This window comes from Anaerotruncus sp. AF02-27, assembly GCF_003465835.1.
Classification (GTDB): domain Bacteria; phylum Bacillota; class Clostridia; order Oscillospirales; family Ruminococcaceae; genus Anaerotruncus; species Anaerotruncus rubiinfantis.
Map to the genome: position 1 here is coordinate 90806 of NZ_QSBX01000008.1, position 25606 is coordinate 116411.

At 55.1% G+C, this 25606-nt stretch carries 27 protein-coding genes; 3 read left to right on the forward strand and 24 right to left on the reverse strand.

The window, feature by feature from the left end; genetic code table 11:
* Positions 1-19 precede the first annotated feature (19 nt).
* A complete protein-coding gene (locus tag DWV16_RS08525) occupies positions 20-1243 on the reverse strand; it encodes a DUF3798 domain-containing protein (protein WP_066458470.1) in 1224 nt (407 codons plus the stop codon).
* Positions 1244-1411: 168 nt separating this feature from the next.
* Positions 1412-2245 carry a class B sortase gene (locus tag DWV16_RS08530; RefSeq protein WP_118478727.1) on the reverse strand — a complete coding sequence of 278 codons (834 nt, stop codon included), beginning with the start codon at positions 2243-2245 and terminating at the stop codon, positions 1412-1414.
* A gap of 288 nt (positions 2246-2533) precedes the next feature.
* Between DWV16_RS08530 and DWV16_RS08535 the strand changes: the two genes are divergently transcribed.
* Positions 2534-4024: a polysaccharide biosynthesis C-terminal domain-containing protein gene (locus tag DWV16_RS08535; RefSeq protein WP_066458463.1), complete on the forward strand. Its 1491-nt coding sequence runs from the start codon at positions 2534-2536 to the stop codon at positions 4022-4024.
* Positions 4025-4071: 47 nt separating this feature from the next.
* Here the strand turns inward: DWV16_RS08535 and DWV16_RS08540 are convergent, their stop codons facing one another.
* From DWV16_RS08540 to DWV16_RS08620, 18 genes are all read right to left on the reverse strand, one after another.
* Positions 4072-4902: a sugar phosphate isomerase/epimerase gene (locus DWV16_RS08540; protein ID WP_066458459.1), complete on the reverse strand. Its 831-nt coding sequence runs from the start codon at positions 4900-4902 to the stop codon at positions 4072-4074.
* A 42-nt stretch (positions 4903-4944) separates the two neighbouring features.
* Positions 4945-5271 (reverse strand): cupin domain-containing protein, encoded by a 327-nt coding sequence (locus DWV16_RS08545; protein ID WP_066458456.1) that lies wholly within the window; start codon positions 5269-5271, stop codon positions 4945-4947.
* The gene (locus tag DWV16_RS08550; protein WP_158572826.1) at positions 5268-6008 is read right to left on the reverse strand and encodes a GntR family transcriptional regulator; all 741 of its coding nucleotides are present in this window, start codon (positions 6006-6008) and stop codon (positions 5268-5270) included. The genes DWV16_RS08545 and DWV16_RS08550 overlap by 4 nt, the downstream gene beginning before the upstream one ends.
* A gap of 96 nt (positions 6009-6104) precedes the next feature.
* Positions 6105-7397 carry a TRAP transporter large permease gene (locus tag DWV16_RS08555; protein WP_118478731.1) on the reverse strand — a complete coding sequence of 431 codons (1293 nt, stop codon included), beginning with the start codon at positions 7395-7397 and terminating at the stop codon, positions 6105-6107.
* A complete protein-coding gene (locus DWV16_RS08560; RefSeq protein WP_066458447.1) occupies positions 7397-7969 on the reverse strand; it encodes a TRAP transporter small permease in 573 nt (190 codons plus the stop codon). The genes DWV16_RS08555 and DWV16_RS08560 overlap by 1 nt, the downstream gene beginning before the upstream one ends.
* A gap of 97 nt (positions 7970-8066) precedes the next feature.
* Complete coding sequence (locus tag DWV16_RS08565) at positions 8067-9134, reverse strand: TRAP transporter substrate-binding protein (protein ID WP_158572827.1); 1068 nt, start codon at positions 9132-9134, stop codon at positions 8067-8069.
* A 66-nt stretch (positions 9135-9200) separates the two neighbouring features.
* Complete coding sequence (locus DWV16_RS08570) at positions 9201-9572, reverse strand: cupin domain-containing protein (RefSeq protein ID WP_066458442.1); 372 nt, start codon at positions 9570-9572, stop codon at positions 9201-9203.
* 309 nt (positions 9573-9881) lie between these two features.
* The gene (locus DWV16_RS08575) at positions 9882-10826 is read right to left on the reverse strand and encodes an AEC family transporter (protein ID WP_066458440.1); all 945 of its coding nucleotides are present in this window, start codon (positions 10824-10826) and stop codon (positions 9882-9884) included.
* 202 nt (positions 10827-11028) lie between these two features.
* Positions 11029-11658 (reverse strand): RraA family protein, encoded by a 630-nt coding sequence (locus DWV16_RS08580; protein ID WP_341472911.1) that lies wholly within the window; start codon positions 11656-11658, stop codon positions 11029-11031.
* Positions 11659-11696: 38 nt separating this feature from the next.
* Entirely contained in the window at positions 11697-13343 is a 1647-nt protein-coding gene (locus DWV16_RS08585; RefSeq protein WP_370218985.1) for a CoA-transferase, read from the reverse strand.
* Positions 13286-13435, reverse strand: a complete 150-nt coding sequence (locus DWV16_RS19030) for a hypothetical protein (RefSeq protein WP_158572828.1) — start codon at positions 13433-13435, stop codon at positions 13286-13288. The genes DWV16_RS08585 and DWV16_RS19030 overlap by 58 nt, the downstream gene beginning before the upstream one ends.
* Positions 13436-13452: 17 nt before the next feature.
* Positions 13453-14742 carry a TRAP transporter large permease gene (locus DWV16_RS08590; protein WP_242863652.1) on the reverse strand — a complete coding sequence of 430 codons (1290 nt, stop codon included), beginning with the start codon at positions 14740-14742 and terminating at the stop codon, positions 13453-13455.
* A complete protein-coding gene (locus tag DWV16_RS08595; RefSeq protein WP_066458427.1) occupies positions 14739-15245 on the reverse strand; it encodes a TRAP transporter small permease in 507 nt (168 codons plus the stop codon). The genes DWV16_RS08590 and DWV16_RS08595 overlap by 4 nt, the downstream gene beginning before the upstream one ends.
* A gap of 40 nt (positions 15246-15285) precedes the next feature.
* Complete coding sequence (locus tag DWV16_RS08600; protein ID WP_066458425.1) at positions 15286-16326, reverse strand: C4-dicarboxylate TRAP transporter substrate-binding protein; 1041 nt, start codon at positions 16324-16326, stop codon at positions 15286-15288.
* Positions 16327-16337: 11 nt separating this feature from the next.
* A complete protein-coding gene (locus tag DWV16_RS08605) occupies positions 16338-17021 on the reverse strand; it encodes an enoyl-CoA hydratase/isomerase family protein (RefSeq protein ID WP_243007296.1) in 684 nt (227 codons plus the stop codon).
* Positions 17022-17083: 62 nt separating this feature from the next.
* Entirely contained in the window at positions 17084-18262 is a 1179-nt protein-coding gene (locus DWV16_RS08610; RefSeq protein WP_118478741.1) for a hypothetical protein, read from the reverse strand.
* 18 nt (positions 18263-18280) lie between these two features.
* A complete protein-coding gene (locus DWV16_RS08615) occupies positions 18281-19480 on the reverse strand; it encodes a CaiB/BaiF CoA-transferase family protein (protein ID WP_118478743.1) in 1200 nt (399 codons plus the stop codon).
* 145 nt (positions 19481-19625) lie between these two features.
* Positions 19626-20690 (reverse strand): LacI family DNA-binding transcriptional regulator, encoded by a 1065-nt coding sequence (locus tag DWV16_RS08620; RefSeq protein WP_118478745.1) that lies wholly within the window; start codon positions 20688-20690, stop codon positions 19626-19628.
* Positions 20691-20917: 227 nt separating this feature from the next.
* Here DWV16_RS08620 and DWV16_RS08625 point away from each other — a divergent pair, with 227 nt between their 5' ends.
* A complete protein-coding gene (locus DWV16_RS08625) occupies positions 20918-21358 on the forward strand; it encodes a cell wall hydrolase (protein ID WP_161940202.1) in 441 nt (146 codons plus the stop codon).
* Between the two features lie 15 nt (positions 21359-21373).
* Complete coding sequence (locus DWV16_RS08630) at positions 21374-21754, forward strand: hypothetical protein (protein ID WP_118478747.1); 381 nt, start codon at positions 21374-21376, stop codon at positions 21752-21754.
* 229 nt (positions 21755-21983) lie between these two features.
* Here the strand turns inward: DWV16_RS08630 and DWV16_RS08635 are convergent, their stop codons facing one another.
* The 4 genes from DWV16_RS08635 to DWV16_RS08650 all read right to left on the reverse strand — a co-directional run bounded on the left by DWV16_RS08635 (position 21984) and on the right by DWV16_RS08650 (position 25574).
* A complete protein-coding gene (locus DWV16_RS08635; RefSeq protein WP_066458400.1) occupies positions 21984-23309 on the reverse strand; it encodes an MATE family efflux transporter in 1326 nt (441 codons plus the stop codon).
* 184 nt (positions 23310-23493) lie between these two features.
* Positions 23494-24555: a type IV pilus twitching motility protein PilT gene (locus DWV16_RS08640; RefSeq protein ID WP_066458398.1), complete on the reverse strand. Its 1062-nt coding sequence runs from the start codon at positions 24553-24555 to the stop codon at positions 23494-23496.
* Between the two features lie 21 nt (positions 24556-24576).
* Entirely contained in the window at positions 24577-25080 is a 504-nt protein-coding gene (locus DWV16_RS08645) for a hypothetical protein (RefSeq protein ID WP_066458396.1), read from the reverse strand.
* A gap of 38 nt (positions 25081-25118) precedes the next feature.
* Positions 25119-25574: a hypothetical protein gene (locus tag DWV16_RS08650; protein ID WP_118478749.1), complete on the reverse strand. Its 456-nt coding sequence runs from the start codon at positions 25572-25574 to the stop codon at positions 25119-25121.
* Positions 25575-25606 lie beyond the last annotated feature (32 nt).

Sequence of the window (25606 nt, forward strand, 5' to 3'; positions counted from 1 at the left end):
CGGCGCGCCGGTAGGTTCTTCAGATTTCCGAAGCAGCTTCGGAAGCGGAGGCTTCTTCCCCCGCCGCATCCGCGGCGCCGCCGTAAGTGTAGTAAGGCGACAGCAGGGTGAAAAAGTTGTCGTATTCCTTGCCGTTTTCGGTGAGCTTGCGCAGGGAGGTGCCCTCCGAAAGCTCTGCGCAGATTTCGGCCATCGCATCCATGTCGCTGCCCGATTCGATCTTGCCGTCGAGATAATCCATTGCGTACTGGACGCCCGCGCGGACAAACAGCATGTTGATCGGCACCGGCCAGGTGGACATCCGTCCGGCGTTTTTGCCTTCGGTGATCTTGCGGGTGGTTTCCGAAAGAATATAGCCAACGTCACCCGCTTTATCCTCGGGGATCGCGATGCCGAGCGCGCCCGGATAGCCGTGATACGGGCTCGGGCAGCACTGCTGCGGGAAAATCGCGCCGCCCGCGATAACCTGCTTGATGAGCGGTTCCTGCATCGAGCAATTGGTTGCGAAGAAGGCGGTGTCCTTACCGTATTTGGCAATCATCTTCGGCACATCCTCAAGGATAAACTGCTGGGCGCCGGGCACGCCGGAATCGCCTGTCGGGTCGGGCGCTGTGGCTTCCACAAATTCGATGCCAAGTTCCTCCGCGGTTTGTCTCAGCAGGTCGCGGCGGCCGGCCAGCAGCGCGACCGACATGTGGCGCGGGAAGGAGTAGTGCACGAAAGTTTTCGCACCCATCGCCTTCGCCTGCTCCATAATGGTGCGTCCCATGCCGAGCTCATCCGCATTCAGCACCATATCGGCTTCCCGCGCGATGACCGCCGGATCTTCTCCGGTCACGCCCGCGATCACCAGCAGATCGGGACGCAGTTCCTTCGCTTTGGAAATGGCCGCCGCCGCGCCGGGCACCGCCTGCAAAAAGACCAGCGCCTTGACTTCCGGATCGGCCACGAGGTTCAGGACGTTTGAGATGGTGGTTTCCTGTTCCTTTGAGAAGTTGTCCGGGTAGGTCGCTGTGACGACGATATCCGGATATTTTTCCTTCATCTCCTGCGCGGCGCGGAATTCCTCCTCGCCCTGGGAAACAGTGCCCGTGATGATTGCAATTTTATAAGGTGCGGCGGCATCTCCCTGCGGCCCGCTGCCGGAAGAACCGGAAGGTGCGCCAGAACTGGATGAGGTGCCGCAGGACGCAAGGCCGAAAGCCATCGCCAGCGCCAGCAACGTTGAAATCAGTTTTTTCATTTGGAAATCCTCCTAAAATGGTATGGATTCTACAATCCGGAGCCTAACATACCACAACCGTTCGTCCGGCGCAATCTCCAGAGGCAGATGCTGGCGTGCCGGCCATCATTTCAAGTCGGGAATTTCCAAAAAAATACGAATTCAGCAGCGGCTGGCAAGATCACTTTCCTAAAATTGCGGAGCTTTTGGGGACGCATTGGCCGTAAGATTCGCGGTTTCGTGATAGCTCTCCCCGGGTTTTACCAGACGCCCCAATACAATATACCGCTGATTCGGATTCTGGGAATAGGTACCATATTTATAGGAACAGGTGGAAAGCGTGATGATCCGGTCCTCCGGCGCGACATCTACGTCATAGGTGTATTGGGAACGCGCTTTCATGTCCGCGATGAGCGCATCGAATTGTTCGTCCGAGTATTCCGCGTAGTGATATGGGACCGGCGTAGTCTCGCTTTCGCAGTAGACAACCGCAAAAATTTCAAAAATATGGGTTTCGGCCGGGGTGGTGAAATAGATATAGGGGGTCTTTTTGGCAATCTCGATATCATCGAGCTTTAAAAGCTGCGCGAACTTCACCCCATCCGGATTGTCCTTGACGCCCATTGGATCTCCGAGGTTATGTCCATAGATGATGCTGTTCTGCGCAAGATCGGCGCCGTCGTCGAATAGGAGGCTTTCGTAGTCGAGATAATAGCAGCCTTCATAGGCATATTTTTTCTCCACGTCGCGCCGCAGGTAATATTCGTTGTCGGTGGTCTGCACCACCGCCTCATTGATGGCGGTGTTCGGCAGCTGCAGCCAGCCAACCACATCGCTGTTCTTTGCAATCGCCGCTTCGAGCTGCGCGCTGACATCCGGCACCTTCGGCTGGTATCCGCCGCCCGATGTATATTCGCCTTCCGGCGGCAGGATTTCTCCCTGCTCCTTTTTGCAGCCGGCGCATTCGATCAGCAAAAGCACGCCAAACGCCGCGGCCAGAAGCCTTCGAGGGATTGCCGTCATGCTCAATCATCCTTTCAGAGAATGCTTTTCCCGATCTATTGTGTGCAAAGGATCTCTGGATATTACACGGCACACAAAAATCCACATCTGGAGGATAACGCCATAAAGGAACAAAACAGCATCATCGCCACCGCGCTGGGCACGAAAAATGAAATCGCCGCGCCAGCGCTTTTCACTGTTAAAGAATAAATGCTGGACAAAATCCACCCGCTTTCCTTTGGAAAACGGGCTTTTTTCGGCTCGCATTTCATATAGTTATTTGTAATCAACAAATATTGTGGTGAAACTATGAAACGTATCCAGATCTTTTTGGTCAACGCCGGCATCCTCACCGCGACCTCCCTGCTCATCAGCAGCGCCGGGGTCTGGTTCAACCTTTATATTTCCGAAAAGCTCGGCGCGGTCGGCATGGGCGTGTTCCAGCTGATGATGTCGGTCTATTCGCTGACTGTAACGCTGGCTTCCTCCGGCATCAACCTCGCCGCGACCCGTCTGGTTGCCGAGGAAACGATCCGCGGCGGCGCGGGCGGCAGAGCCGCGATGCGCCGCTGCCTTGCCTACAGCCTTTTCTTCGGGAGTCTTGCGGGCTGCGCGCTCTTTTTCGGCGCAAACTGGGTCGGTACAAACTGGCTGCACAATGAGGATACCATCCGGCCGCTCATGGTCATGGCGCTTTCGATGCCGCTCATTGGCATGTCCTGTGCGCTCACCGGATATTTCACCGCCGTGCGCCGGGTAGCCAAATCCGCCGCTTCGCAGATTCTCGAGTCCTTCCTCAAGATCACCCTCACCATCTTTGCCCTCACCTTCCTGATGCCTGAAGGGCTAGAGCATGCCTGCCTTGCAATCACCCTCTCCGGCGTGATCGCGGAGGGGGCCTCCTTCCTCTTCGCCTACGCGCTCTACCGTGTGGACAGCCGCCGCCATCAAACGCCCGGAGCGCCATCCAGAGGGCTCACTGTCCGGCTGCTGGGCATCGCACTGCCGGTCGCACTGAGCAGCTATCTGCGTTCCGGGCTCGCCACCGTCAAAAACCTGCTCGTCCCGGTACGGCTTCAAGCGGGCGGCGTGGCCGCCGGGGATTCCTTTGCCATGTTCGGCCTGGTGCATGGCGTAGCGCTGCCGGTCATCACTTTCCCATACGCTTTTTTGAACGCCTTCAACGCGCTCATTGTCCCGGAGCTTGCCCAGTCGCACAGCCAGCACCAGAATGTCAGCCGGATGATTGAGCGGATGTTCCAGCTCACGCTTTTCTGCGCGTTTGGGGTCTGCGGGGTGCTCTTCGCCTTTCCGCATGAGATCGGCGCGATGGTTTCCCAAAACCCGGATACCGCCGTCTACATCCGGCTGCTCGCCCCTGTCATTCCGGTGATGTACCTCGATACAGCCGTGGACAACATGCTCAAGGGCCTCAACGAACAGCTCAGCGTCATGCGCTACAACGTGATCGACGCCTTTCTCAGCATGCTGATGGTCTACGCCCTGCTGCCGTTTTGGGGGATCAAGGGGTATATCATCGTCATCTGTTTAAGCGAGGTATTCAACTTTTCGTTAAGCGTCGGCCGGCTCATCAAAGTCACTCAGTTCCGATTTGATCTCACCGAGCGGGTCGTCAAGCCGGTCCTCTGCATCGCCATCGCGGTGCTTGTGAGCCGCATACTGATGCGCGGCGTCCCGGCCGCCTTCCTCCCGCTTATGCGTTCGGTGCTGCTTTGCGGCTTCGCGGGGAGCATCTACACCGGGCTGCTGTTCCTCTGCGGTTATTTTAAACGCGGTTAAATAAAAAGAAGGGATTGGCCGGGGCCAATCCCTTCTTTTTATTCTTTTCAGGCTACCGCGATTTCCCTTGCCGCGCGCTGTGCCGCGCCGGAGAGGTATGCGCAGGTCTGGTCGATATCCTCCGCGAGCGATCCGAAATTGCGGCCTTCGATCGTGATCGTCCCGTTGTAATTTAAGCCGCGCAGCGCGCGCAGGACCGCATGGAAATCGATCGCGCCGAAACCGGGATAATACCGGTTGTTGTCGGAGATGTGCAGATTCCGGAAGAGCTCCCCGTACGCGCTCAGCGCTGCCACCGGGCTGCATTCCTCGATGTTCATGTGGTAGGTGTCTGGCAGAACCTGCACCGGGCCTCCAGCCTCCCGCGCGAAAGCCGCGCCTTCGGCCACCGTGTTCACCAGGAGCGCCTCATAGTGATTGGTCGCCTCCAAGTAAAGCGGCGCGCATTCAAGCGCCCCGCGTCCGGCAAGCTCACCGAGTGAACGCCGCATCTGCGCGGCGCAGACGGCGTGATTGCCGTCCGGGCCGCCTTTGAGAAAGCCGCAGATCACGCCCGCGCCGCATTTCCCGGCATATTTCAGGATTTTTTCCAGCGCATCCACCGTGGCGGCGCGCGCGGTTTCATCCGTGCTGCTCAGGGAAAGTCCGTTTTGTTTGGCATATGCTCCGGACGCGATCATCGTGAGCTTCAGCCCATGCGCATCCAGAACCGTCTGGAGCCTTTGCCGCCCCTTTTCGGAAAAATCCAGCAAGTTCAGCTCCACGCCGTAAAATCCACGCGCCTGAAGCTGCCCCAATATGCGCAGGAATTCCGGGTTGTCCGGATCCGGTGCCGCCGGCAATTGGATGCAAAGCGGATATAGATATGGATGTTTCATCGGTCAGTCTCCTCGAAAGACCGGGAAACTGAGAACTCCTTTTTAAAAATGGAAGAGGAATATCTTCAATTCCCCGCAATCTTTGTCTTTTTTGATTTGATGCTTGACCCCGGCGGGCGCATAAAAGCAGCAGCCCTCCGAAATCGCGGTCTCCTCGTCTCCGACCTTCGCCATCCCTTTTCCAGCGTAGACATAAAAGCCTTCATTGTCCTCATGGACGCCGGGCACGGGGTATTCGTCATTGAGATAGACGGCGGCGGATGCCGAAACGCCGGATACCGGTGCGTTTTCAGCCGTAAAAATGGGGTAATTGACCGAACCGTGCGGCTCGGTATAGACAGCAGGATTCATCCTGGCAAAATAACTCATGCAATATCGCTCCTTCCGGGATAGAGGGTTTTCAGCGCCTGGGGTGAAGTCAGGTTGCGGATCAGCCGAATCCACTCCTTCGCGGACATCCGCTGCAGCGCGTTTTTATACCGTTCGACAGTGATGTGCAGGTGCGCGCGCATCGCTTCCTCCGCGGCATGGATATCATGCGCTTCCAGCGCGTCGATAATGTCAGCATGCTCCCGGACCGTAAGCGCGCTGCGCTGGTCATCGATCAGGGTCAGGAACCGGTAGCGCCGCATCTGCAGCTGGGACACCCGGAACTGTTCAAGCATACGGCTGCTCTTCGATTTTACCGCGATATAATCATGGAGCCGTTCATCGATTTCGAAGGTCAGATGGATCTGGTTGGCCTGGTTCATCTTTATCATCTCGTCGTTGAACGCGCGCATCTGCGCGATATCCTGCGCGGTGAGCTCCCCATTCTGGATGGTCAGGCGCAGCATCATTGTTTCCAACGCTTCGCGCATATGGCAAAGGTCGGTTAGGTCGCCGGCGTCAATTTTCCGGACAATCTGCCCTTTTTCACTCATTGTGACAAGGCCGTCCTTCACAAGGGAGGCCAATGCTTCCCGTACCGGTGTCCGGCTGATCCCGAGCTGCTTGGAAAGGGTGAAATCCGAAACGCGCTGCCCTGGTTCCAGGTCGAAGCAGAGGATCATATCCCGGATCATGGTATAGGCCTGGTAGTTGATTGAATCGTTCGTCTTTTTCATGGTCTCCCTCGATTGATGTTTCATTGTAAAATCATCAGAATTCTTATCCTATTATTTTACATGAACCAACCCTATTAATCAAGCGGTGGATTTGTTTTAGAACGACCAATCCGGTTTAATCAGTCGTGGGACCGCAAAGGCAATGTCCGGGAAAAACGCAAGCAGCACCGCAACCGAAGCCGTGACCGCTATGTAGGGCAGCACCGCTTTGAACGCCCGGTGGATCGGCATGTGCGCGATATCGCTTGCAATCAGCAGGCAGAGCCCATAAGGCGGCGTGACCTGGCCCACGGCGAGCGTGATGACAATGACGATCCCCATCTGTACCGGTGTGACGCCGAAGGTTTCCCCAATCGGCAGAAGCATTGGGACAAACAGGATCATAGCCGGGTTGGCGTCCATGAAGGTACCCAGGAACAGGAAGAACAGGAACACCATGAACATAAACATAAAGCGGTTATTGACGATACCGTTTTCAAAGAACGCGGCGATGATCGTGGACACCTTATAGTAGCCCAGCAGCTGGCCGAGCGCATTGGCCGAAGCCAGCGCAAACAACGAAATCGCACTCGTCTTTGCGGATTCCATAAAGATCTCCGCAATATCACGCGGATGGATGGTACGGAATACGAAAATACCCAGGATTCCCGCATACAGGCAGGCAATACACGCCGCTTCAGTCGCGGTGCATACCCCGGCGAGCACGCCGCCCACAATGATGACCGGAGCCACCAGCGAAGGCAGGTTGATAAACGCCTGCCGGGCGATCTCTTTGAGCGGTACGCGCGGGCGGCAGGGGTAATTATGAATTTTCGACGCGATAAATACAACCGCCATCTGTCCCAGGCCGATCAGAATACCCGGGATGACGCCGCCCAGGAACAGCTCGCCGATTGAAGCGTTGGCCACGCTGCTGTAGACGACCATTGGGATGGAGGGCGGGATGATGATGCCGATGGTGCTCGAAGCCGCGGTCACGCCGACCGAGGTTTCCTCCGAAAAACCCTCCTCGATCATGCCGGGGATCAGGATCTTTCCGATACCGGCGGTGTCCGCCTGCGACGAGCCGGAAATACCGGCGAACAGCATCGACACCAGGACGTTCGCATAGCCGAGCCCGCCTTTGATGTGCCCGACCAGCGCACAGCAGAAATCAATCAGCTTGTTGGAAATCTGGCCGCGGTTCATCAGATTTGCCGCCATGATAAACAGCGGGACTGCCAGAAGCGTAAAAGAATTGAGCCCGCTGAACATCCGCTGTACGACCGTGATAAGCGGGACCGTCCCCATCGCCATAATGCCCGCGACGGCAACCGCCACCAGCACATACGCAATGGGAAGCCCCATGATGAGCAGAAGGATAAACAAACCGACCAGTGAAACGCCCATCAGCGCTGGCCTCCTTTCTGGTTCTGTGTCTGCCCGGCCTGTTGTTCCGCAAGCTCCGCCTCGCGGATTGCCGCGGTCGCCTCATCCACGATTTCGCGGGAGGAGGGATCACGGATGAATTTGTAGATCGCCTCGATGCAGTACATGGTCGAGGTGAATCCGCAAAGCGGCAGGCAGAGCCATGCCCAGCCGAGGCTGACGGAAGAAAGCGAGGTGAAATGCCAGGTCCAGAACTTTTGGGTAAGCTGCGCGCCGTGCACCAGCATCAAAAGACTGATGCCCAGCAGGATCAGCATGCAGATCATCTCGTTGGCCCAAAAGAGCTTGCCCTTGAATTTTGCCGCGATCGCGGTGAAACGGAAATGGCGGTTCTCCCGGAGCATCAGCGCCGTTCCCATAAAGGTCACCCAGATAAACGCATAGTTGGAGACCTCTTCGGTGAAGTTCGCCGGAATGCCGAGAATCCGGGAGAATACCTGAAAGGCAACCCCGCAGAAAAAGACCGTCAGACACGCAACCGCAAACCAGGTCTGTATTTTAAACAGGATATTGTTTAACTTGGTTAAAATCATAGAAATCTACCTTTCGGAGATACTGTGTGAAGTTCCATATAAGGGAAGGAGGCCATCGTCTGACCTGGCCCCCTTCCCATCGCGGGAATTTTCCGCCTTATTTGCTCAGTTCCACAATCTTTGCATACTGCTCGGAAACGCCGAGCTTCTCCGCGACCGATTCGATGACCGGGGTCGCGGTGGCGATCCACTGGTCGATGTCCTCAACTTCGATGAAGGTGCCGCCTGCGGCTTCGATATCCTTCTGGGCCTTTTCGGTCAGCGAAAGGTCATATTCCCACTGTTTCTCACGGGAGATCTCCGCCGCTTGGTCGACCCAGGCTTTCTGTTCGTCGGTCAGGCTGTCATATTTGGCTTTGCTGATAACGCACATGCGGGTCGCGTAGTCATGCTGGCTGAGCGCGATATACGGGCCGGCCTCATAGAATTTCTGGAGCAGGATATTGCCGAGGTCGTTTTCCGCGGCGTCGATGACCTTGTTCTGCAAGCCGGAATAAAGCTCGTTATACGCGAGGGAGGTCGGCTGCGCGCCGAGCGCCGCCCAGATCGCCTGGACATTTTCACTGCTGTGGACACGAATCTTCACGCCCTTGAGATCGGACATATTGTGAATTTCCTTGGTGCTGAAGATGCTGCGGATGCCGCACATCCAATAAGCGGTGATGCGGAAATCGGATTTTTCTTCGAGCAGCTGCGCCATCGTCTGGCCGACCTCGCCGGACGTGACCTCTTTCCAGTGGTCAACGCTGGTGTAGAGGAACGGCATCGAGAACAGGTCCATTTCCGCGACCGAGGAAGCCAGGAAACTCGGGGAAGTTGCAATCACGTCGACCGTGCCGGTGGCCATCTTCTGAACCAGCTCGGTTTCATCGCCGCCAAGTTCGCCGTTACCGTGGACTTCCAGCGCCATTTTGCCGCCGGAAACTTCTTTCAGCGCGTCGGCAAAGGCCACCATGCCGACATTAAAGGAGCTGTCATCCGAGTTAACATGGGCGCCGATCAAGGTAACTTCGGGGGTGACTTCCGCGGACCCGGCCGCGGAGGAAGCAGGAGCCGCCGTGGAACCCGCCGGGACTGCGGAAGATTCCGGAGCGGCAGAACCGCCGCAGCCAACCAGGTTTACAAACATCAGGGCGCTTAACAGGACACCAAAAATTCTCTTCATATCCATTCTCCTTATCTTTTTCTCGGGATAAACTTTGCCTCCTGACGGAAACAAAGATGCGGGCCATTATTTTTGATTGTAGCGCGCAAGGATCAGGTCGGTACAGGCGGGGTCCGAGAACACATAGGTATGGTAGGCGGGCTTTTCGGTACGGTTGAAGATCTGATGCCACTCGCCGGCCGGCACATAAATCACGTCGCGCGGGCCAAGCACTTCGGTCCTGTCTGCAAAAACGAACTCGAGCTCGCCTTCGACCACATGCATCACCTCGTCCGCATCATGCACATGGTTTTGATTGCTGCTGTGCGGCGGGACTTCGCAGCCGCCGCAGCCAAGCCGCACACCGTCCGCAGTTGAGAGCTGCACAAACGAAGTGCGTTTCGGCTCGTCAAATACGACTGCGGCGGCATCTTTGAAATGATTTACCTTGTGTTCCATGTAAAATTACCTCCAAAGTGTATACATATTTTTCTCATATTTCAAAATATATTTGAAATATTATGTATACATAATAGCCCTGTAACATCCCAATGTCAAGCTTATTTTACCATATTTGTTTATATTGTTAGGATAATATATGCTTTTATTGTCAATAATCCATTATTTCAATTTGATTTTGAATCTGATAAATGTATACACATCCGTTTCTTCCGGAATTCGTGCAAAAATCTACAGAAATGTAAGACAAAGAAGCCCATCTTCCCCAAACGAGGGAAGATGGGCTTCTTTGCTGAAAAATGTATACAGTTATTGCAGCAGCCCCGCCACCAGCGGCAGGGTGAACGCGCTGCAAAACACCGTGATGATCGCCGCCTGCGAAGCGTAGTCCACCTGGGTATTCCCGTAATCCCGGCACATCAGCGCAAACATGCTGCTGGAGGGCAGCGCCGTAATGAGCGTCAGAAAAATCCGAGCCGGTTCATAGATTCCCAACCAGCCAGCCACATGGTGGACCAACAGCGGAGCCAGGATCATCTTGATCACCACAACCGCAACAGACGGCCATCCCCGGTAAAGCTTACGCAGATCGATCCGGGCGATACTCGCGCCGATGCAGATCATCGCCAGCGGCGAGGAACAGCTTCCGATCTGTCCCAGCGCCTCCATTACCAAATTATCGGTTGGAACCCGCAGCAGCATAAATAAAAGTCCGATAAATACGCCCACCGACGCGGGCTGGAGGATTTTTCCCAACCGGTCCCGCATGGTAAGCGGCCCGTTGTCATCCGTCTGCCCGCGCGAAAGCGCCAGTCCAATTGTCCAGCAGGCGATATTGTCGACAATCGAATAGATCCCGAAAGCAGCCGCCCCCGCGGGCCCCCAAACGGCCTTCACCAGCGGGATTCCAAAGAATCCGAGGCTGCCGAAACTCATAAGCGCCATCTGCGCCTTACGCAGATCCCCTTTAAAGCGCATCAGAACTGCACTGATCCATCCAGCCCCCAGCAGCAGCAAAAAGGTGCAGAATCCACCGGCTGTCATTGGGAGAAACAGCCGTATATTTTCCGGGCCGGCGCTTCTGGTCATCGTATCGATCAGCAGCGCCGGCAGAATGAGCCGCATAATAATGGTATTGAGCCGGTCGTGCAGTTCATCGGTCAGCAGCCCGCACTTCTTGGCAAAAAAGCCGAATGCGATCAGGATAAGAAATCCATAGAGGCGCGCGGTTAAAATCTGCATATCGATCTGCATGAAACCATTCCTTTCGTCTCATCCGCCCCAAAACCGGATAAAAATACGGTTTTAATCATAGCCAAACCATCCGGCAAAGTCAATAGAAAGTTCCGCGGCACCCTTCTCTGTCCGCTGTTTTCGCAAGCTTCTTTACAGCAAACGGGCTCCAGGCCGATGCCCGGAGCCCGTTTTATTCAGGATAGGAGCTGGCGCGGCCTTCTCAAAGAATGCCAAATTTGGCAAATGCGGCCGTAGCGGTCATCCCGCCTTCAATTGCCTGGCGCACCACCTTTTCCCCGCGCGCTTTTTCAAGCGCCTGTTCAATCACCTCATGTTCTACCGCGCGCGGGATAATGAGCACACCGTCCACGTCGCCAAAGACCAAATCTCCAGGTTTGACCGTGACTGCTCCAACTTCAATCCGGCAGCGATAATCGATGACCTGCGTGCGCACGGAGGAGTCCTGCGCAAACCTTCCCCGGCTGAAAACCGGAAAGCCCTGCGCTTTCACCTGCGGGCTGTCACGGTAGTAACCGTTGATCACAGCGCCCACACAGCCGCGCACACGCGCCGCAGCGGTCAGCAGCTCTCCCCAATAGGCGCAGCGCATCTCTCCTCCGCTGGCAAGATAGACCTCTCCTTCCCTCAGCTGGTCGAGCGCCTCGGTCAAATAGCCGAACGGTTTCTTCTGCGGGCCGTAGACGTCGGTCATCAAAACCGGCATTGCACGGCCTACAAGCTTGTCCTCCTCCCGGATTGGGGACAGCCCCGCCGGCAGGAACTGGCGATAATAACCCAATCCATCCAGGATGTCCCCCACCACAGGGGTATACAGTTCCGTCCTGATCATTTCAAATAGCTCTTTGTCCGAATTCCACATATTTTGATTCAACCTTTGTCCTTTACCTCTATTAGTTCCGCTTCCTTTTCTAAGATTTCGCGGATTAGGTTCATCCGTTCTTCCCCGCCCGTGAACTCCAATCGGCGATAACCGAACGGGTCGATCTCATGGCGGATTTTGTAAAGCTCGTCTGCCGTGGGCGGCTGTGTTTCCTGTACGTCCGGGCTGAACATCACGTCGAACCCCGTATTCCGCCGGATCTGCTCCCGTGTGGCGCCGGGATGAATCTGCGTGACCCAAAGCCTGCGGTTTTGCTGTTCTAGCTCCAGAACGCAGAGATCGGTAATAACCCGCATGCAGCCATCCGGCAGCCCCTGCTTCTCCCGTTCTTCGGCGGTGACATAACAGAACCTGCCTCCGGGATAGGAGACCGCTTCACCAATCCGGCGCGGCTCATGCTTTGTAATGTAGTAATAGGCATTGTGATGCAGGTTCGGGATATCTGCCAGTCCAGCCTGTCCCGGCAGCAGCACCTTGAGTTCTCCCTGCGCGCCGCGGATCTGGGAATTGTTGATATTCCCGTTTGCATCCAGTTGGGCGCATCCGCCAAATTCCACCGCGGTGAGACTCTTCTGGTAAATCCATTGCCATAAATCTTCAATCGCCCAGTGCGCAGCAGCCGCATGATAGGCCACCGGTTCCGCAAAGGAAAGGGACGCCGGGCCATACGGCAGATCGACCAGCCCACAGAACGGGATCAGCGTACAGTGCGGCGCGCGGGTCCCCTTGGCCAGCAGATAGGCGACCATCGCAAGCGGGGTGTTCGAACCTACCGTCGTCACCATGTGATCCTGGATCTGCCGGGACATCAGGCAGGCCATCAGTTCATCCGGCGTATAACCCTCCGGATCCGGGGTCCGCGCGCACGGCGCAATCGCCTTTCTCAGCCGGTTATTGGTCATCCCCGCATATTCGCGGAGCCTCGCAAGGCGCGCTTTTGAAGGGTTCTGGAAAGGCTCCCCGGGCAGCGCTTCGAGCAGCCGTTCATAATCGGTGGCATAATACGGCAGACAGGAGGCTGGATAAGCCCCGCCGCTGTGCACGCATAAGCCGCTGATCAAAAAATGCGGAAAGATATGCGCACGGCTGTCCTGTAAAAAATTATGCGGCTCCACCAATTCCTCCACGCTGACAAAGGCTTTTTTGGACGCTCCGATATAGAGTTTGTCCAGCCCCATCGTCCCGAATACCGCCACATTTCCTTCCCGGTCGGCCTGCTGCGCGTGGATGAGCGCAACATCCGGGCAAAGTGCCCGTACAAGCCCTATTTTCCTGCCAGTAAACGGACAATCCGCATGCCGGTAGGAACCGGTTTCCCGGTCGAACGAGGAACCTTCCGGCGGCTGGAGCACCCCATAGGGAAGTCCCAGCCGCGCGGCCTCCAGCGCGGTGTTCATCTGTAAGGCGGTCCACTCCTCGTATTCGATCTCCCCGTTCTGGCAGGCCGACCGAAAAGCCGGCGCAAGCCCGAGCAGATCAAGGCTGATAAAACTGTAGATCACCTTTTTCACAAGCCCCGCACAGATCAGCTGTTCCAGCGCGTAACCGCTCGCCTGCGTTATGATGGTAAGGTCTTTTACACCCCTTCTGACCAGCGCCCCGATGAGCGCCAGAGGAAGGCGGATGAACCACAGCCCCCAAGCGCCACCGTATCTCCGTCGTGAATCTGCGCGGCAATCCCATCCGCGTCATAAAACGCGGCCGCGCCTAAATTGCGGTAATCCATTCCACCCCTCCGTCAGATCACATCAAAAGATTCGGCAGGAAAGTCGCAAGCGGCGGGATGAAGGTGATCATCACCAACACCACCAGCAGTGCCGCCAAAAACGGCCAAACATCCTTGATAAAATCGGCAATCCGCAGTTTCAGCACCGAACAGACGGTGAACATAATGGTTCCAAACGGCGGCGTCACGCCCCCGATGGTGATGTTGACCACCATGACGATTCCAAAATGAATCGGATCGATCCCCAGCGCGGTGATCACTGGAACCAAAAGCGGCGTCAGGATGATCAGCGTAGGCGTACCTTCCAGGAACATCCCCAGGAAGAGCAGGAACACGTTGATAATCATCAGCATCAGGTATTTGTTGTCCGTGAGGCCGACAAGCATCTCGGAAATCATCTGCGGGATCCGTTCCCAGCTCATATAATAGCCGAAAGCCGACGCCGCCACGATGATCAGCATAACTGTACAAGTCGAGAGAACCGATTCCTTGATAATGGCGGGAATATGCTCAAACCGGAGCTCTTTGTAGATGAAAAGCCCGACCAGGACGGTGTAGACCACCGTCATTGCGCCCGCCTCGCTCGCGGTGAACATTCCCAGCCGCATTCCCATGATGAGCCCGAACGGCAAAAACAGCGCCCAGATGGATTTTTTAAATTCTTCCCAGATCTCCCGTCCGGTCGCGCGTTTCTCACGAGAGGGTTTATAGCCGCGCTTTTTAGAGATAATCGATACCACAATCATCAGGGCAATGGTGATCAGGATACCCGGCACATAGCCCGCTAGGAACATCTTGCCCACCGACACGTCCGCCATGAAAGCAAACAGAATCAGGCTGATGCCCGGTGGGATGATCGGCGTGATGACTGCCGAGGTTGCGGTGATCGCGGCGGAAAAGCCCATGTCATAGCCGCGGCGGACCATTTCCGGGACGAGCATCTTGCTCTGCATCGCGGCGTCGGCATTGCCCGATCCGGACACGCCGCCCATCAGGGCGCTCAGGAGAACATTGACCTGACCGAGCCCGCCTCGCATGTGCCCGGTGAGCACATCCGCAAAATTGAGCAGGTGCGCCGAGATGCCCGAATAGGTCATGATCGTACCGGCCAGAATGAAAAACGGAACCGCCATCAGCGGAAAGGACTCCGCTCCGGAGACCATCCGCTGCACCACCATTTCGATCGGCATGCCTGTATCAAAAAACAGGAAATACGAAAGGGTCGAAGCGATCAGGCAGTAGGCCACCGGAACCTTGATCAAAAAGAGCAGGAACAAAAGGAGCAGCGGCAGCATTCCCATATTCATATCGGCTCCTCCTGTCCTTCGATTTTTTCCGGCGCGTTGAAATTTCGGATATCACCGATGAGAAACTTAACGGAATAGATCGACATCAAGCCGAACCCGACCAGAGCCGCAGCGTCAATGACGCTGTAGGGCATGCGCAGCGACGGAGTCAGCTTGCTGCCAGCCGACAATGTGAGCTTCCAGCTCAGATAGGTCATGTAGAAATTGACCGCCAGCAGCAGGACATCCACCGCAATTTCAACTGCCCGGCGCGCTTTCAGCGGCAGAAAATTGACAAAGCAGTCAATCCCAATGTGGCTCCTTTCCTTGTAGCAGACGCTTGCCCCCACGAAGATAAGCCATACAAACATGGAGGTTGCGATCTCCTCCGCCTGCATCAGCGGGGAATTGAAAAAATAACGCGAAATAGCGTTTACCGCAACGATCAGCGTCATGATCGAGATCGCAGCTCCCGCAGCATACAGGCCGAGTTCCTGCACAGGCGGCTTGGCGCCTTTTTTCATCTTCACATCTTCCTTTCAGAAAGCCGGTATCCTTACCGACTTATTTCAGCGCTTCCTGAACGGTTTCATAAAGTCCAGGGGTCCACTCGGGGAATTTGTCGTACGCAGCCTTCGCAGCCTCGGCAAACGGCGCGCGGTCGACCTCGTGGACGGTCACGCCTTCGTCGATCAATTTCTGTTTCCAGGATTCCTCATCCGCGATAACTCCCGCGCTGTATTTTTCCCCCTGCTTGGCTACCTCTTCAGTGAGGATGGTTTTATGCTCGTCGGACAGCGAATCCCAAATCTGCTGGGACATCTCCAGGCCGATGATGCCGGTGAAGTGACCGGTCAGCGAAACGTTTTTGGCCGCTTCCTGCAGTTTCGAAGTGTAGATGGTTGAGAGCGGCGCTTCCGCGGCTTCCACAACGCCCTGTTCCAGGCCGCTGTAAACTTCGCTCCACTGCAGAGTGGTCGGAACAGCGCCCATGGCTTTCATCGTTTCAGCCCACATGGTTGCAGACGGGACGCGCACTTTCATGCCTTTGAGGTCGGCGGGCGTCTGGACCGGCTTTTTCGAGATGATATGCCGCTCGCCGAAATACCAGTTCATCGCCAGCACTTTGATTCCCTGTTCGCTGCATTTCTCCTCGATGCCGTCATGCCACGCGGAATTATAGAGCTTCTGCAGGTCGTCGTTCGATTTGAAGAGGAACGGTCCGTTCATGACACTGTAGTCGGGAACATAGTCAGCCATCAGCGCCGGGTCGGCATTGGCAATGATATTCGCGCCATTTTTGATCTGCTCAAGGTTGTCCTTGTTGCTGCCCAGCTCAGAATTCGCATAGACCTGGATTTCCAGCGTGCCGTTCGAGCGCTCCATCACATTCTTCGCCAGTTCTTCAAACGCCGCGTGCGCGGGGTCGGTGTTGCTCTGGACGTGATTGAGCTTCAGGAGCACGTGTTCCTGTTCGGATTGCGCCGGCTGGGATGCGGACGCGGCCGGCTGAGAAGCGCCCGCGCCGGACGAAGCTGCCGGAGCCTTCGACCCGCAGGCCGAGAACATCATCATAAGGGCGAGTAGCAAAGCAATCTTTTTCATTTTCATTCTCCTCATCTGTTTTTGTTCATAAAGTCTTCTATCTTCTGCCTGGCCTCCGGCGTTTTAAACAGCCGCAGGACCGTATTGCCTTCTTCGGTCATCCGCTCGTCGAGGTCCTTGGGGCAGGTGCTCAGGTAAACCAGCCGCTTGAGTTCCGCAAGCGCGGCCGGACTGCGCCGGGCAAGCTTCTGCGCGATTGAAACAGTGAACGCTTCCAGCTCCTCCGGTTCGGTCACATAGTTGACCACACCCCATTCCCGCATCTGTTCGGCAGTGTATTGGTCTCCCAGGAAAAGCATCTGCTTGATGCGGTTGATGCTGAGCTTCTGGATCAGGCGCTGGGTTCCGCCGCCGCCCGGAACCAGCCCGAGATGTACCTCCGGCAGGCCGAACTTCGCCTCCTTGGACGCGATAATCAGATCGCAGGCGCAGGCGATTTCAAACCCGCCCCCCAGCGCGAAGCCGTTCACCATTGCGATAAACGGCTTTTTGCCGCGTTCCGCCTGGCGGTAAAGCGCGGTCCCGCGTTCCTGGAACGCGAGGAACTGCGCATCGGTCTGCACAGCGTATTCCTTGATGTCGGCGCCCGCCATAAAAGCCCGGCCGTTCCCGGTTACGATTACAGCGCGCACCTCGTCGTCCGCGTTCATCTCGGTGAATGCCTCCACGATCTCATCCATGAACGCACGGTTCATAGCATTGAGCTGGTCCGGCCGGTTGAACCGTACAAACCCAACCGGGCCCTGTTTTTCCTTAATCAGATACTGGCAGATAACAATCCCTCCCCGGTTTTCAGATATTCATGATACAGCTCATTGAGTTTCTGCAAAATTGTATCGGTTTTCATATTCTTGGAAATCCCGTCACACAGCGCCACCGATCCGGTTTCCTGGAACCTGTTCCAATTGGGTACACGCGGGCGCAGATAGGCGTGTTCGATCGTTTCGATGGTATTTTGGAAAAAGCCGTTGCTTGCCTGGTTGATTTCACTGGAAAGCCATGCGTCCCGCTGTCCGGGCTGACCGCCGCCGGAAAAATAAATTCCCTTTTGCACCTCGGGCAGCGTGACATATTCCACAAACCGCGCGGCGCTGCCGGTATGCGTGCACTGGCTAGAGATCGCAATACCCACGCCGCCCAGAATCGGCGCATACCGTGCAGATTCCCAGAGCGGAGAATTGTAAAAACGTACGATATTCGGATAATTCCCCGGGATGGAATAGTTGACATACCCAAACAGGAACGGGCAGTAGACCGCATCCTCCCGGCAGGACATCTCATCGAGTACATGCACCGGGTTCATTGCGAAGGGGTTTCCGCCGCATATTTTTGCAAGTGCCCGGATATTCTCAATCTGCCGCCCACCGACAGCAGGGTCAATCCCATCCTGTTCCCGCAGAAACGCGTCCCCCGCGTCCGCCGCGCACAGGCTCAGGAAAAGGCACCAGATATCGGTGGGGCAAAGCGGCGCCAGGATTTCCATTCCAGACGGAAGGCGTTCTCGCAGACGGAAAACCTCCGAAAGATTTTGGGGACGCTCGATCCCCAGCTTTTCTAACAGATCGTCCCGGGAGGCGCTGACCAGCGCCGCAACGTCCACCGGAAAGGCCAGCTGTTTTCCATCGTAGCAATAGCTGGAAAACGACCTGCCAATCTCCTGCTTTCGCACCAGTTCGAAATGTTCCGGGGATATGCAGGTTTCCAGATCCACATAAAGCTGCTTGCGGCAGGCTTCCCCGGTGAAGGGATGATCGATCAGCAGCAGATCGTAATCCGCCGCAAGCTTTTCCACCGGATAATCTCCAAAATCACGCAGGGAACGTTTCTTCCAGGTGATTTTTATATCGGGATGAAGGCTTTCAAACTCCTTTGTAACATGAATCAGCGGATCGAAACCGCGTTTATGATCCCAGGTGATCCCATTTAACTCTATCAAACTCGTTACTCCTCAGGTTCAAATTTCCTCGCTGATGATATGCTCGTTCAGAAGTTCTTCGATCTGCGCCTCGCTCATGGAAAGCTCGCGCAGGATTTCACGGCTGTGTTCACCTACCATCGGCGGCGCCAGATCGATGGTGGGCTGTGTTTCACTCATCGTGATGGCCGGGGCGACACACCGGAAGGTCCCGGCTTTTCTATGTTCAAAACTGCCGATTGCGTGCATATGCTGCACCTGCGGATCGAATTCCACTTCGGTGATGTCTTTGACAGGGGCAACCCACAAATCGCGTGAAAGCATCGTTTCCAGCCAGTGGTCAACCGTCTTGGTGGATGTGACTGCTTCGATCGCGGCAAAGACTTCGTCCCGCCGCTCATAGCGTACAGTTGGATCGGCATAGCAAAGGAGATCCGGATCGCCCAATGCGTCCACCAGGACCTCAAACGGTCCCATCGCAATGGCAAGATACCCGTCCGAACAGCGGTAAATTCCAAAGGGGGCCATCTGGAACGGATGTGCGATACCGGAATCCGGACGCTCATATTTCACATCAGAATTGAGAAGCATCATAAATTCCTGGCTTTCCAGCGCCATCGACGAACGCATCAGATCGACCTCGATACGCTGTCCCTCACCGGTGCGCTGGCAGTAGATCAGCGCGGAAAGGATCCCATAGACCAGATGGAAGGAGGAAAGCTGATCCGGCAGACCGGTCCCAAGCGGCGTGGGCGGGTCGTTTTTACGGCCGGTCAGGCCGGCGAGGCCCACAAAACTTTGCAGCAGCAGGTCCTGTCCAGGCCGTTTCACATACGGGCCGGAAGAGCCAAACCCGGAATTGCTGGCGTAAATCAGGCGGGGATTGATCTTTTTGAGATCCTCGTAGCCGAAGCCAAGCTTATCCATGACGCCGGGACGAAAGTTTTCGACAACAACGTCGGTCTTTTCAACCAGTTTATAAAGGATCTCCTTTGCCTTTGGATTTTTCAAATCTATGGCGATTGAACGCTTGTTGCGGTTCCACGCCATGTAATTTGGGGAGCTGTGGCCTTTCAGGAACTCATTGCAGAAGGTGTGGGTCCGAAAGTTGTCTCCGACGTCCAGGCGTTCCACCTTGATGACTGAAGCGCCCATATCCGCGAGCATCATCGTGGCAAACGGTCCGGCCAGAAACTGGCTGAAATCAAGGATGGTGATGCCTTCCAATGCCTTTTTCATAATCTCTTCCTCTCTCAATTTTTATGAACACGCGTTTATAAATAATTATAAATAATGCACTATATTTTTAAAGAACAGCGGTTTATAGCCTCATTTTTGTGAAAGCGCGTTTATGAATCTCCAAAAGCAACCGGAGAACGACCGCCTATGTATCGGTCGGCGTCTCCGGGGCATTGATGTTCAGGATACTTTCCCGCACAATCACTTCAAATTCTTCCAACTTTAGATTTTGCCTGAGACATTCCTTCCCCTCCACCAGCGCAACAAGATTGTCAATCGCCAGGTTGGAAAGCTTTTCCACGCTGGCCGCCACCGTGGAAAGAGGTGGAGTTGTGAACCGGCTGATCTCGGTATTGTCAAACCCGATGATGGATACGTCCTGGGGAATCCGGAAACCCATATCGCCCAGAGCACGCATCGCACCCAAGGCAAGCAGGTCATTACTGGAAAAAATCGCGGTGGGCAGCCGGCCCTGGTTGTTTGCAAAAATCTGCTTGGCAGCCCAGTATCCGTTTTCCTCCCGGTGGATGTTCATTTTAACCACCAGGTTTTCTTCAAACGGAATTCCGTTTTTAAGCAGGCAGTCCCGATAACCTTCAAACCGTTCGCGTGTCGAGCTCTTATCGATCGAACCCGCAATGTGCGCAATCCGTTTGTGCCCGTTTTCGATCAGGGTATTGACCGCCTCGTAGGCGCCCCAATAGTTCTCCGTATTCGCTGTCAGTATCCCGGGATAATTGACCGATTCACGTTGGTTGATTAAAATCGATGTACAATGCGCGTCGGACAGAGCCTTCAAAATCGAAGAAGGCACCAGGTCGCCCATGAAAATACCGCCAGAGACCATATTCTCCTGGAACATATTCAGGATGTTTTTCATCTGCATCCGGTTTTTGATCACCGAAACCAGCAACTGGTAACCTTTTTGCTGAAGGCGGTCGGCCGCATAGGTCAGAAAAGCCGAATAGAACGGGGATGCGTGGATGATATTCTCGCTCGTTTCGTCCAAGTCGACAATGAACAAGCCGACGATCCGGCTCGGCTTCCCCGCAAGGTTGCGAGCCGCATTGTTGGGGGAATATCCATATTTTTCAACAACGTCCATCACCCGTCTGCGGGTTTCGGGCGGCACATTGCTGTATCCGTTGATGACCCGCGACACGGTGCTCCTGGAAACGCCTGCGAGTTTTGCAATTTCTGTCGATTTCATTGCGCCTACCTCGTGAACACGTGTTTATAATTTTATTGTAACATATTGTATCTGCTTGTCAACAAAAACTCCCTATCATTTATTCCAATTTTTTTAACTCATTTTTATCATTGTTGCTGATTTCTAATTCAAATTTCACAAAATTTAAGTTCTATTTTTAACGACCTCTTTCCGGGATCATAAAACTTGGAAGCCATACATATTCATTAACAAGAAAAAGGAGTGGTGTGTGCATGACCGACAGGGAATTGTTTGCGCGGCTGATCCAATGCGAAGCTGGAGGGGAAGGTGACAACGGCATGAAGGCGGTTGCCAGCGTCGTCATGAACCGTGTGAACGCCACCGGCGGTGAATATAAGCGCGTCGGACAGGGCAGCATCCGGAAAATCCTCTATATGACCGGCCAATTCGTCTGCATGTCCGAAACCGAACGCGGCAAATACAATCCCCAAAATATTTACAACATGAGCCCGGAACCGATCCATTTTGAGATTGCGGACTGGGCGATCGCAGGCAACCGGCTGCTCAACCTGGAGCTGGCCCTGTGGTTTTATAACCCATTCTCCCCGAACTGCCGCCAGAATTTCCCCAGCAAAATCGGCTATTGGGTGACGCGCATCGGTGACCATTGTTTTTATAATCCATCTTCCTCTTATTTTGAAACCTGAAAGGAATGATTTGTTTTGCCAAATGAACAGCTCTCCAGCAATATGCAGCAGACACAGAATCCCGTGACCCAGCCGGACAGCACCAGTGAATTTTACCGGGAATCCTTCGGTGAAGTCCTGGCCGACAACATCGGCATCTATGTCACATGTGAATTTCTCATCGGCACGGGTGGTCTGGTCGACAAATCCGGCATCCTTTATGCCGCTGGCGTCAATTTTGTCACCTTGTATGACGATGAACAGGACCGCTATATCACCTGCGACCTCTATTCGCTTAAATTTGTGACCTTCTACGGTTCCCGGCCCACTCCGCGCAATCCAAACCCGGCCAGCCGCACCATGCAGAACAATATGTCCTATCCGCAAAATCCCAACCGCCCGATGGGACGCGGATAAACAGATCTTCCAGATATTTGCAAAAGCAGTTTCATGGCACATTACAACACCCCCAGATGCGAAAATCAAACCGCATCCGGGGGTGTTGCCGCGTCTTTCAGCCCTTTCAAACAACTACTGATGCCTCACATCTTAAACTATTTTCCCTGTCCAGGCTAAACATGCTGTCACAGCCCCAATTGCGAACCATAAAAATCCATGCTTCACCATTGACCCGAGCCATCCAATCTCAGATAAAGTTTTTGTTCATCCATCTGCCTCGTACAAATCGGACTGTGAATACGGCCGACCGGAAGATCCAATCGATGCACATCGCGGCCCAAACGCCAAACACGCCCCAGCCAAGGTATTGCCCCAAAAAATAGCTGAATCCAACCCGGAAGATCCACATTGACAAGATCGAAGTGGTCATGGTAAACCGGACGTCGTTCGCGGCCCGCAGGCCATTCGGCAGCGTGAATGAGAGCGGCCACGCGATACAGTCCATGACACAGGCCAGCGCGGAGATTTCCCAGGCGATTTCAGCAGTCTCCGCTGGAAGCGCAAAACAGGCGATGATTGGGTTTAATAAGAAAAAGACCAACAGGTTGCAGCCGATCATCAGCCCATAGGATACCCCCATAAGCTTGATGGTGTAGCTCTTCGCAGCCAAAAAATCCCGCGCGCCGACACACTGCCCCACAACGGTGATCATCGCCAGACCGACCGCCGCGCCCGGGATCTGCGCCATTGCAAGGATGCTGTTGGAAACAGCGTTCGCGGCCAGCGCGACCGTCCCGAATGAGGTGATGAGCCCCGCTACGAGGATCTTGCCAATATGGAACATGCTGTTTTCGAGGCTGTTTGGGATACCGAGCCGAAGAATATTCTTCACCATTCGCCCATCCAGCCGAATTCCCTGCTCCCACTCCAAATGGATGCGGTGTTCGCCTTTATGCAGCAGGAACATCAGGAACACCGCGGCAAACGCACGCGCCGCGAGGGAACCGAGCGCCGCGCCCGCGACGCCCATATGAAATCCAAAGATAAACAGCGCGTTCAGTGAGATATTGATGATATTCATGATGAGCGCGGCCAGCATCGAAACGCGGGAATTCCCCTGCACGCGGAACAGCGCCGCCCCCACGTTATAGAGCGCGATCAGCGGATAAGTCAGCGCCGAGATCCAGAAATAGGTCTGCGCATTCTGCATGACGGCGGACTCCGCCGAACCGAACAGCGCGTAAAGGATCGGAGCCTTCCCGATCAGGCAGACAGCCCCCACCAGAAGCCCAGCCCCGGTTGTCACCATCAAGAGCTGTTTGGCGGCGATATTGGCATTTTCGCGATCCTCTCGTCCGAGGTACTGCGCCGCCACGATGGCGCCGCCAGTTGCGAGGGCTGCAAAAATGCTGTTGAGCAGCAGATTGATCGAATCCACAAGTGAAACGCCGGATACCGCAACCTGCCCAACCTGCGCCACCATGACGGTATCCGCGATGCCGATGGTCGCGTTTAGGATCTGTTCGATCACCAGCGGCACGATCAGATTAAAGAGATCTCTGCGCGTAAACATGAAATTCCAATCCGTCCTTCCTTCATTCTGTTACCATATTGCACCTTTTTTACCAAGAGATCAAGTCTTTTTTACATTTTCGTGATTTGGTCACTATGTGGTAAATTTATCGAAATTTTCTAGTGCATTATTACAAATAAAAAGAAGAACCGAATGGAATTCAGTTCCTCTTTAGGGATTTCTCTTAAAGTTTCAACTTTTTGGCCATCGTATCCGGATTGGTGGAATATGCAATTGCATCCGTTTCGGAAATCTTTCCCTGTTTATACAGGGCCAACAGGCTCGCATCCATCGTGACCATCCCCTCGCCCGCCGACGAATAGATCACCGTGTCGATCTGATGCACCTTCGATTCGCGGATCATATTGCGGATCGCGCCGTTGACAAGCATGATCTCGAACGCGGGCACCACCTTGCCGTCGGTCGTAGGGATCAGCTGCTGGGAAACCACCGCCTGCAGCACCATGGCAAGCTGGATGCGGATCTGATGCTGCTGATTCGGCGGAAATGCGTCGATGATGCGGTCGATGGTATTCGCCACGCCGATCGTGTGCAGCGTTGAAATGATCAGATGCCCTGTTTCCGCCGCCGTCATGGCCACGTTGATCGTCTCATAGTCACGCATCTCCCCAAGCAGGATCACATCCGGCGACTGCCGCAGCGACGCACGCAAAGCCTTCACATAGCTGTCGGTATCGGTGGTAATCTCGCGCTGGCTCACAATGCTCTTCTTATGCCGGTGCAGATACTCGAGCGGGTCCTCCAGTGTGATCACATGCGAACTGCGGGTCTGGTTAATCCGGTCGATAACACACGCGAGCGTGGTCGTTTTTCCGCTGCCCGCGGGCCCCGTGACAAGCACCAGCCCTTTGGAACGGCTGCCGAGCTCCAGAATGACCTCCGGGATGCCCAAGTCCTTCGGATCCGGCAAGTCGAAAGTGACCACCCGGATCACCGACGCGAGCGAACCACGCTGTTTATAAGTGTTCGCGCGAAAGCGTGAAACCCCTTTGATTGCAAAGGAGAAGTCGTCGTCCCCGCCGAGCAGCACATCGTTCACGTCCCGTCCCCCGGCAAGCTGATAGACCCCTCGGACAAATTCCTCCGTCTGCGCGGGCATGAGGCTCTCCTCATTTGTGCGCACGATGTGGCCGTTCACCTTGTAACAGACCGGCAGGCCGGCCACCACATAGATGTCCGACGCTTTCTGCCGGACCGCTTCGGTTAAAATTGCAGCAATATCCATCCGTATTCCCTTTCCAAAAGCTCAGGAGCCCATCAGGTTCATTTCTTCCCCGCCATCCCAAAGATTGAGGGTATCGTCCGCTTCCCATTCTCCGGTGTACACGGACTGCCAGGCGGCCAATTCGTAACGCGGCTGGCCGGCGCCGCCGGGATAAATGAGCAGCAGCCGCACCTTCAGTGTGTGGCTCTCGTCAATCGGCACCTCGTAAGATGCAAAAAACGATCCCGCGTCCTGTTCGAGCGTTACACCGCCGGGCATTCGGGTTTCCGCGGCTGAAAAATAACTTTCGGGGCTGTCCAGTGGGATCTGTTTCAACTGGTAGTCAATCTCTGCAAGCAGCGTCTGTGCCGAAGCATCCGCCTGATAGTATGCCGCCGTCGCTTCAGCGGTTTTCCGGGAAAGCTTCTGATCCGCGTTCGCGCTCACCAGCGAAAGGGTTGCAAAGGTTGTCAGGCACAAAAGCACAAAGATCACCAGGATCGATGCGCCGCCGACATTCACGCCGGTTTCAGCGCTCCGCTTCATCCTGCATCCCTCCTCTTTCGTATCGTATTCCGGCGGGCTTACGCGCCCAGCGGATAGTATTCTTCATTTTCCAGATATTCGCCCACTTCAAGTGAAAAGACTGTCTCCCCGCCCATCTTTTCCACATCGATCCGCGCAATTACGGGGTTTCCTTCGATAAGCACCACATTTAACCGGTAAGCGGCCAGGGATTCACTTGCCGGAGCCCAGTCCCGATCGTAGTAAACCGCCACGCCGTTCCCCGCAGGCTGTGCGCCGTCCAGAAGCTGGGTGAGTTTTTCCGCCGAACCGTCCGCGCTTTTGAAGCATTCGGCCGCAGTCTGTGCTGTAACGGTCGCCATGCTGAGTTCGCTGCTCGACACGCTCGTCAGATGCGCCCAAGCAAACAGCCGGATGCAGATTGCGCTTGCAAGCGAAAAAAACAGGATCGCGATCATCAGCTCCATCAGGAATAACCCCGACTTGGAAGAACGCCGCTTCAATTCAATTTTCACAGGGCGTCACCTGCCTTTCCATGGTCCCCGTA

Excerpts from the sequence above, each read along its gene's own strand:
- DWV16_RS08560 (WP_066458447.1), bottom strand. The coding sequence starts at position 7,969 with ATGATTTTAACCAAGTTAAACAATATCCTGTTTAAAATACAGACCTGG.
- DWV16_RS08595 (WP_066458427.1), bottom strand. The coding sequence starts at position 15,245 with ATGAAAAAAGGCGCCAAGCCGCCTGTGCAGGAACTCGGCCTGTATGCT.
- DWV16_RS08605 (WP_243007296.1), bottom strand. The coding sequence starts at position 17,021 with ATGAACCGTGCGTTCATGGATGAGATCGTGGAGGCATTCACCGAGATG.
- DWV16_RS08600 (WP_066458425.1), bottom strand. The coding sequence starts at position 16,326 with ATGAAAAAGATTGCTTTGCTACTCGCCCTTATGATGATGTTCTCGGCC.
- DWV16_RS08635 (WP_066458400.1), bottom strand. The coding sequence starts at position 23,309 with ATGTTTACGCGCAGAGATCTCTTTAATCTGATCGTGCCGCTGGTGATC.
- DWV16_RS08565 (WP_158572827.1), bottom strand. The coding sequence starts at position 9,134 with ATGAAGAGAATTTTTGGTGTCCTGTTAAGCGCCCTGATGTTTGTAAAC.
- DWV16_RS08570 (WP_066458442.1), bottom strand. The coding sequence starts at position 9,572 with ATGGAACACAAGGTAAATCATTTCAAAGATGCCGCCGCAGTCGTATTT.
- DWV16_RS08525 (WP_066458470.1), bottom strand. The coding sequence starts at position 1,243 with ATGAAAAAACTGATTTCAACGTTGCTGGCGCTGGCGATGGCTTTCGGC.
- DWV16_RS08545 (WP_066458456.1), bottom strand. The coding sequence starts at position 5,271 with ATGAGTTATTTTGCCAGGATGAATCCTGCTGTCTATACCGAGCCGCAC.
- DWV16_RS08540 (WP_066458459.1), bottom strand. The coding sequence starts at position 4,902 with ATGAAACATCCATATCTATATCCGCTTTGCATCCAATTGCCGGCGGCA.
- DWV16_RS08535 (WP_066458463.1), top strand. The coding sequence starts at position 2,534 with ATGAAACGTATCCAGATCTTTTTGGTCAACGCCGGCATCCTCACCGCG.
- DWV16_RS19030 (WP_158572828.1), bottom strand. The coding sequence starts at position 13,435 with ATGGATTACCGCAATTTAGGCGCGGCCGCGTTTTATGACGCGGATGGG.
- DWV16_RS08615 (WP_118478743.1), bottom strand. The coding sequence starts at position 19,480 with ATGAAAAAGGCATTGGAAGGCATCACCATCCTTGATTTCAGCCAGTTT.
- DWV16_RS08590 (WP_242863652.1), bottom strand. The coding sequence starts at position 14,742 with ATGAATATGGGAATGCTGCCGCTGCTCCTTTTGTTCCTGCTCTTTTTG.
- DWV16_RS08645 (WP_066458396.1), bottom strand. The coding sequence starts at position 25,080 with ATGAAGCGGAGCGCTGAAACCGGCGTGAATGTCGGCGGCGCATCGATC.
- DWV16_RS08550 (WP_158572826.1), bottom strand. The coding sequence starts at position 6,008 with ATGAAAAAGACGAACGATTCAATCAACTACCAGGCCTATACCATGATC.
- DWV16_RS08575 (WP_066458440.1), bottom strand. The coding sequence starts at position 10,826 with ATGCAGATCGATATGCAGATTTTAACCGCGCGCCTCTATGGATTTCTT.
- DWV16_RS08640 (WP_066458398.1), bottom strand. The coding sequence starts at position 24,555 with ATGGATATTGCTGCAATTTTAACCGAAGCGGTCCGGCAGAAAGCGTCG.
- DWV16_RS08580 (WP_341472911.1), bottom strand. The coding sequence starts at position 11,658 with ATGATCAGGACGGAACTGTATACCCCTGTGGTGGGGGACATCCTGGAT.
- DWV16_RS08530 (WP_118478727.1), bottom strand. The coding sequence starts at position 2,245 with ATGACGGCAATCCCTCGAAGGCTTCTGGCCGCGGCGTTTGGCGTGCTT.
- DWV16_RS08555 (WP_118478731.1), bottom strand. The coding sequence starts at position 7,397 with ATGGGCGTTTCACTGGTCGGTTTGTTTATCCTTCTGCTCATCATGGGG.
- DWV16_RS08620 (WP_118478745.1), bottom strand. The coding sequence starts at position 20,690 with ATGAAATCGACAGAAATTGCAAAACTCGCAGGCGTTTCCAGGAGCACC.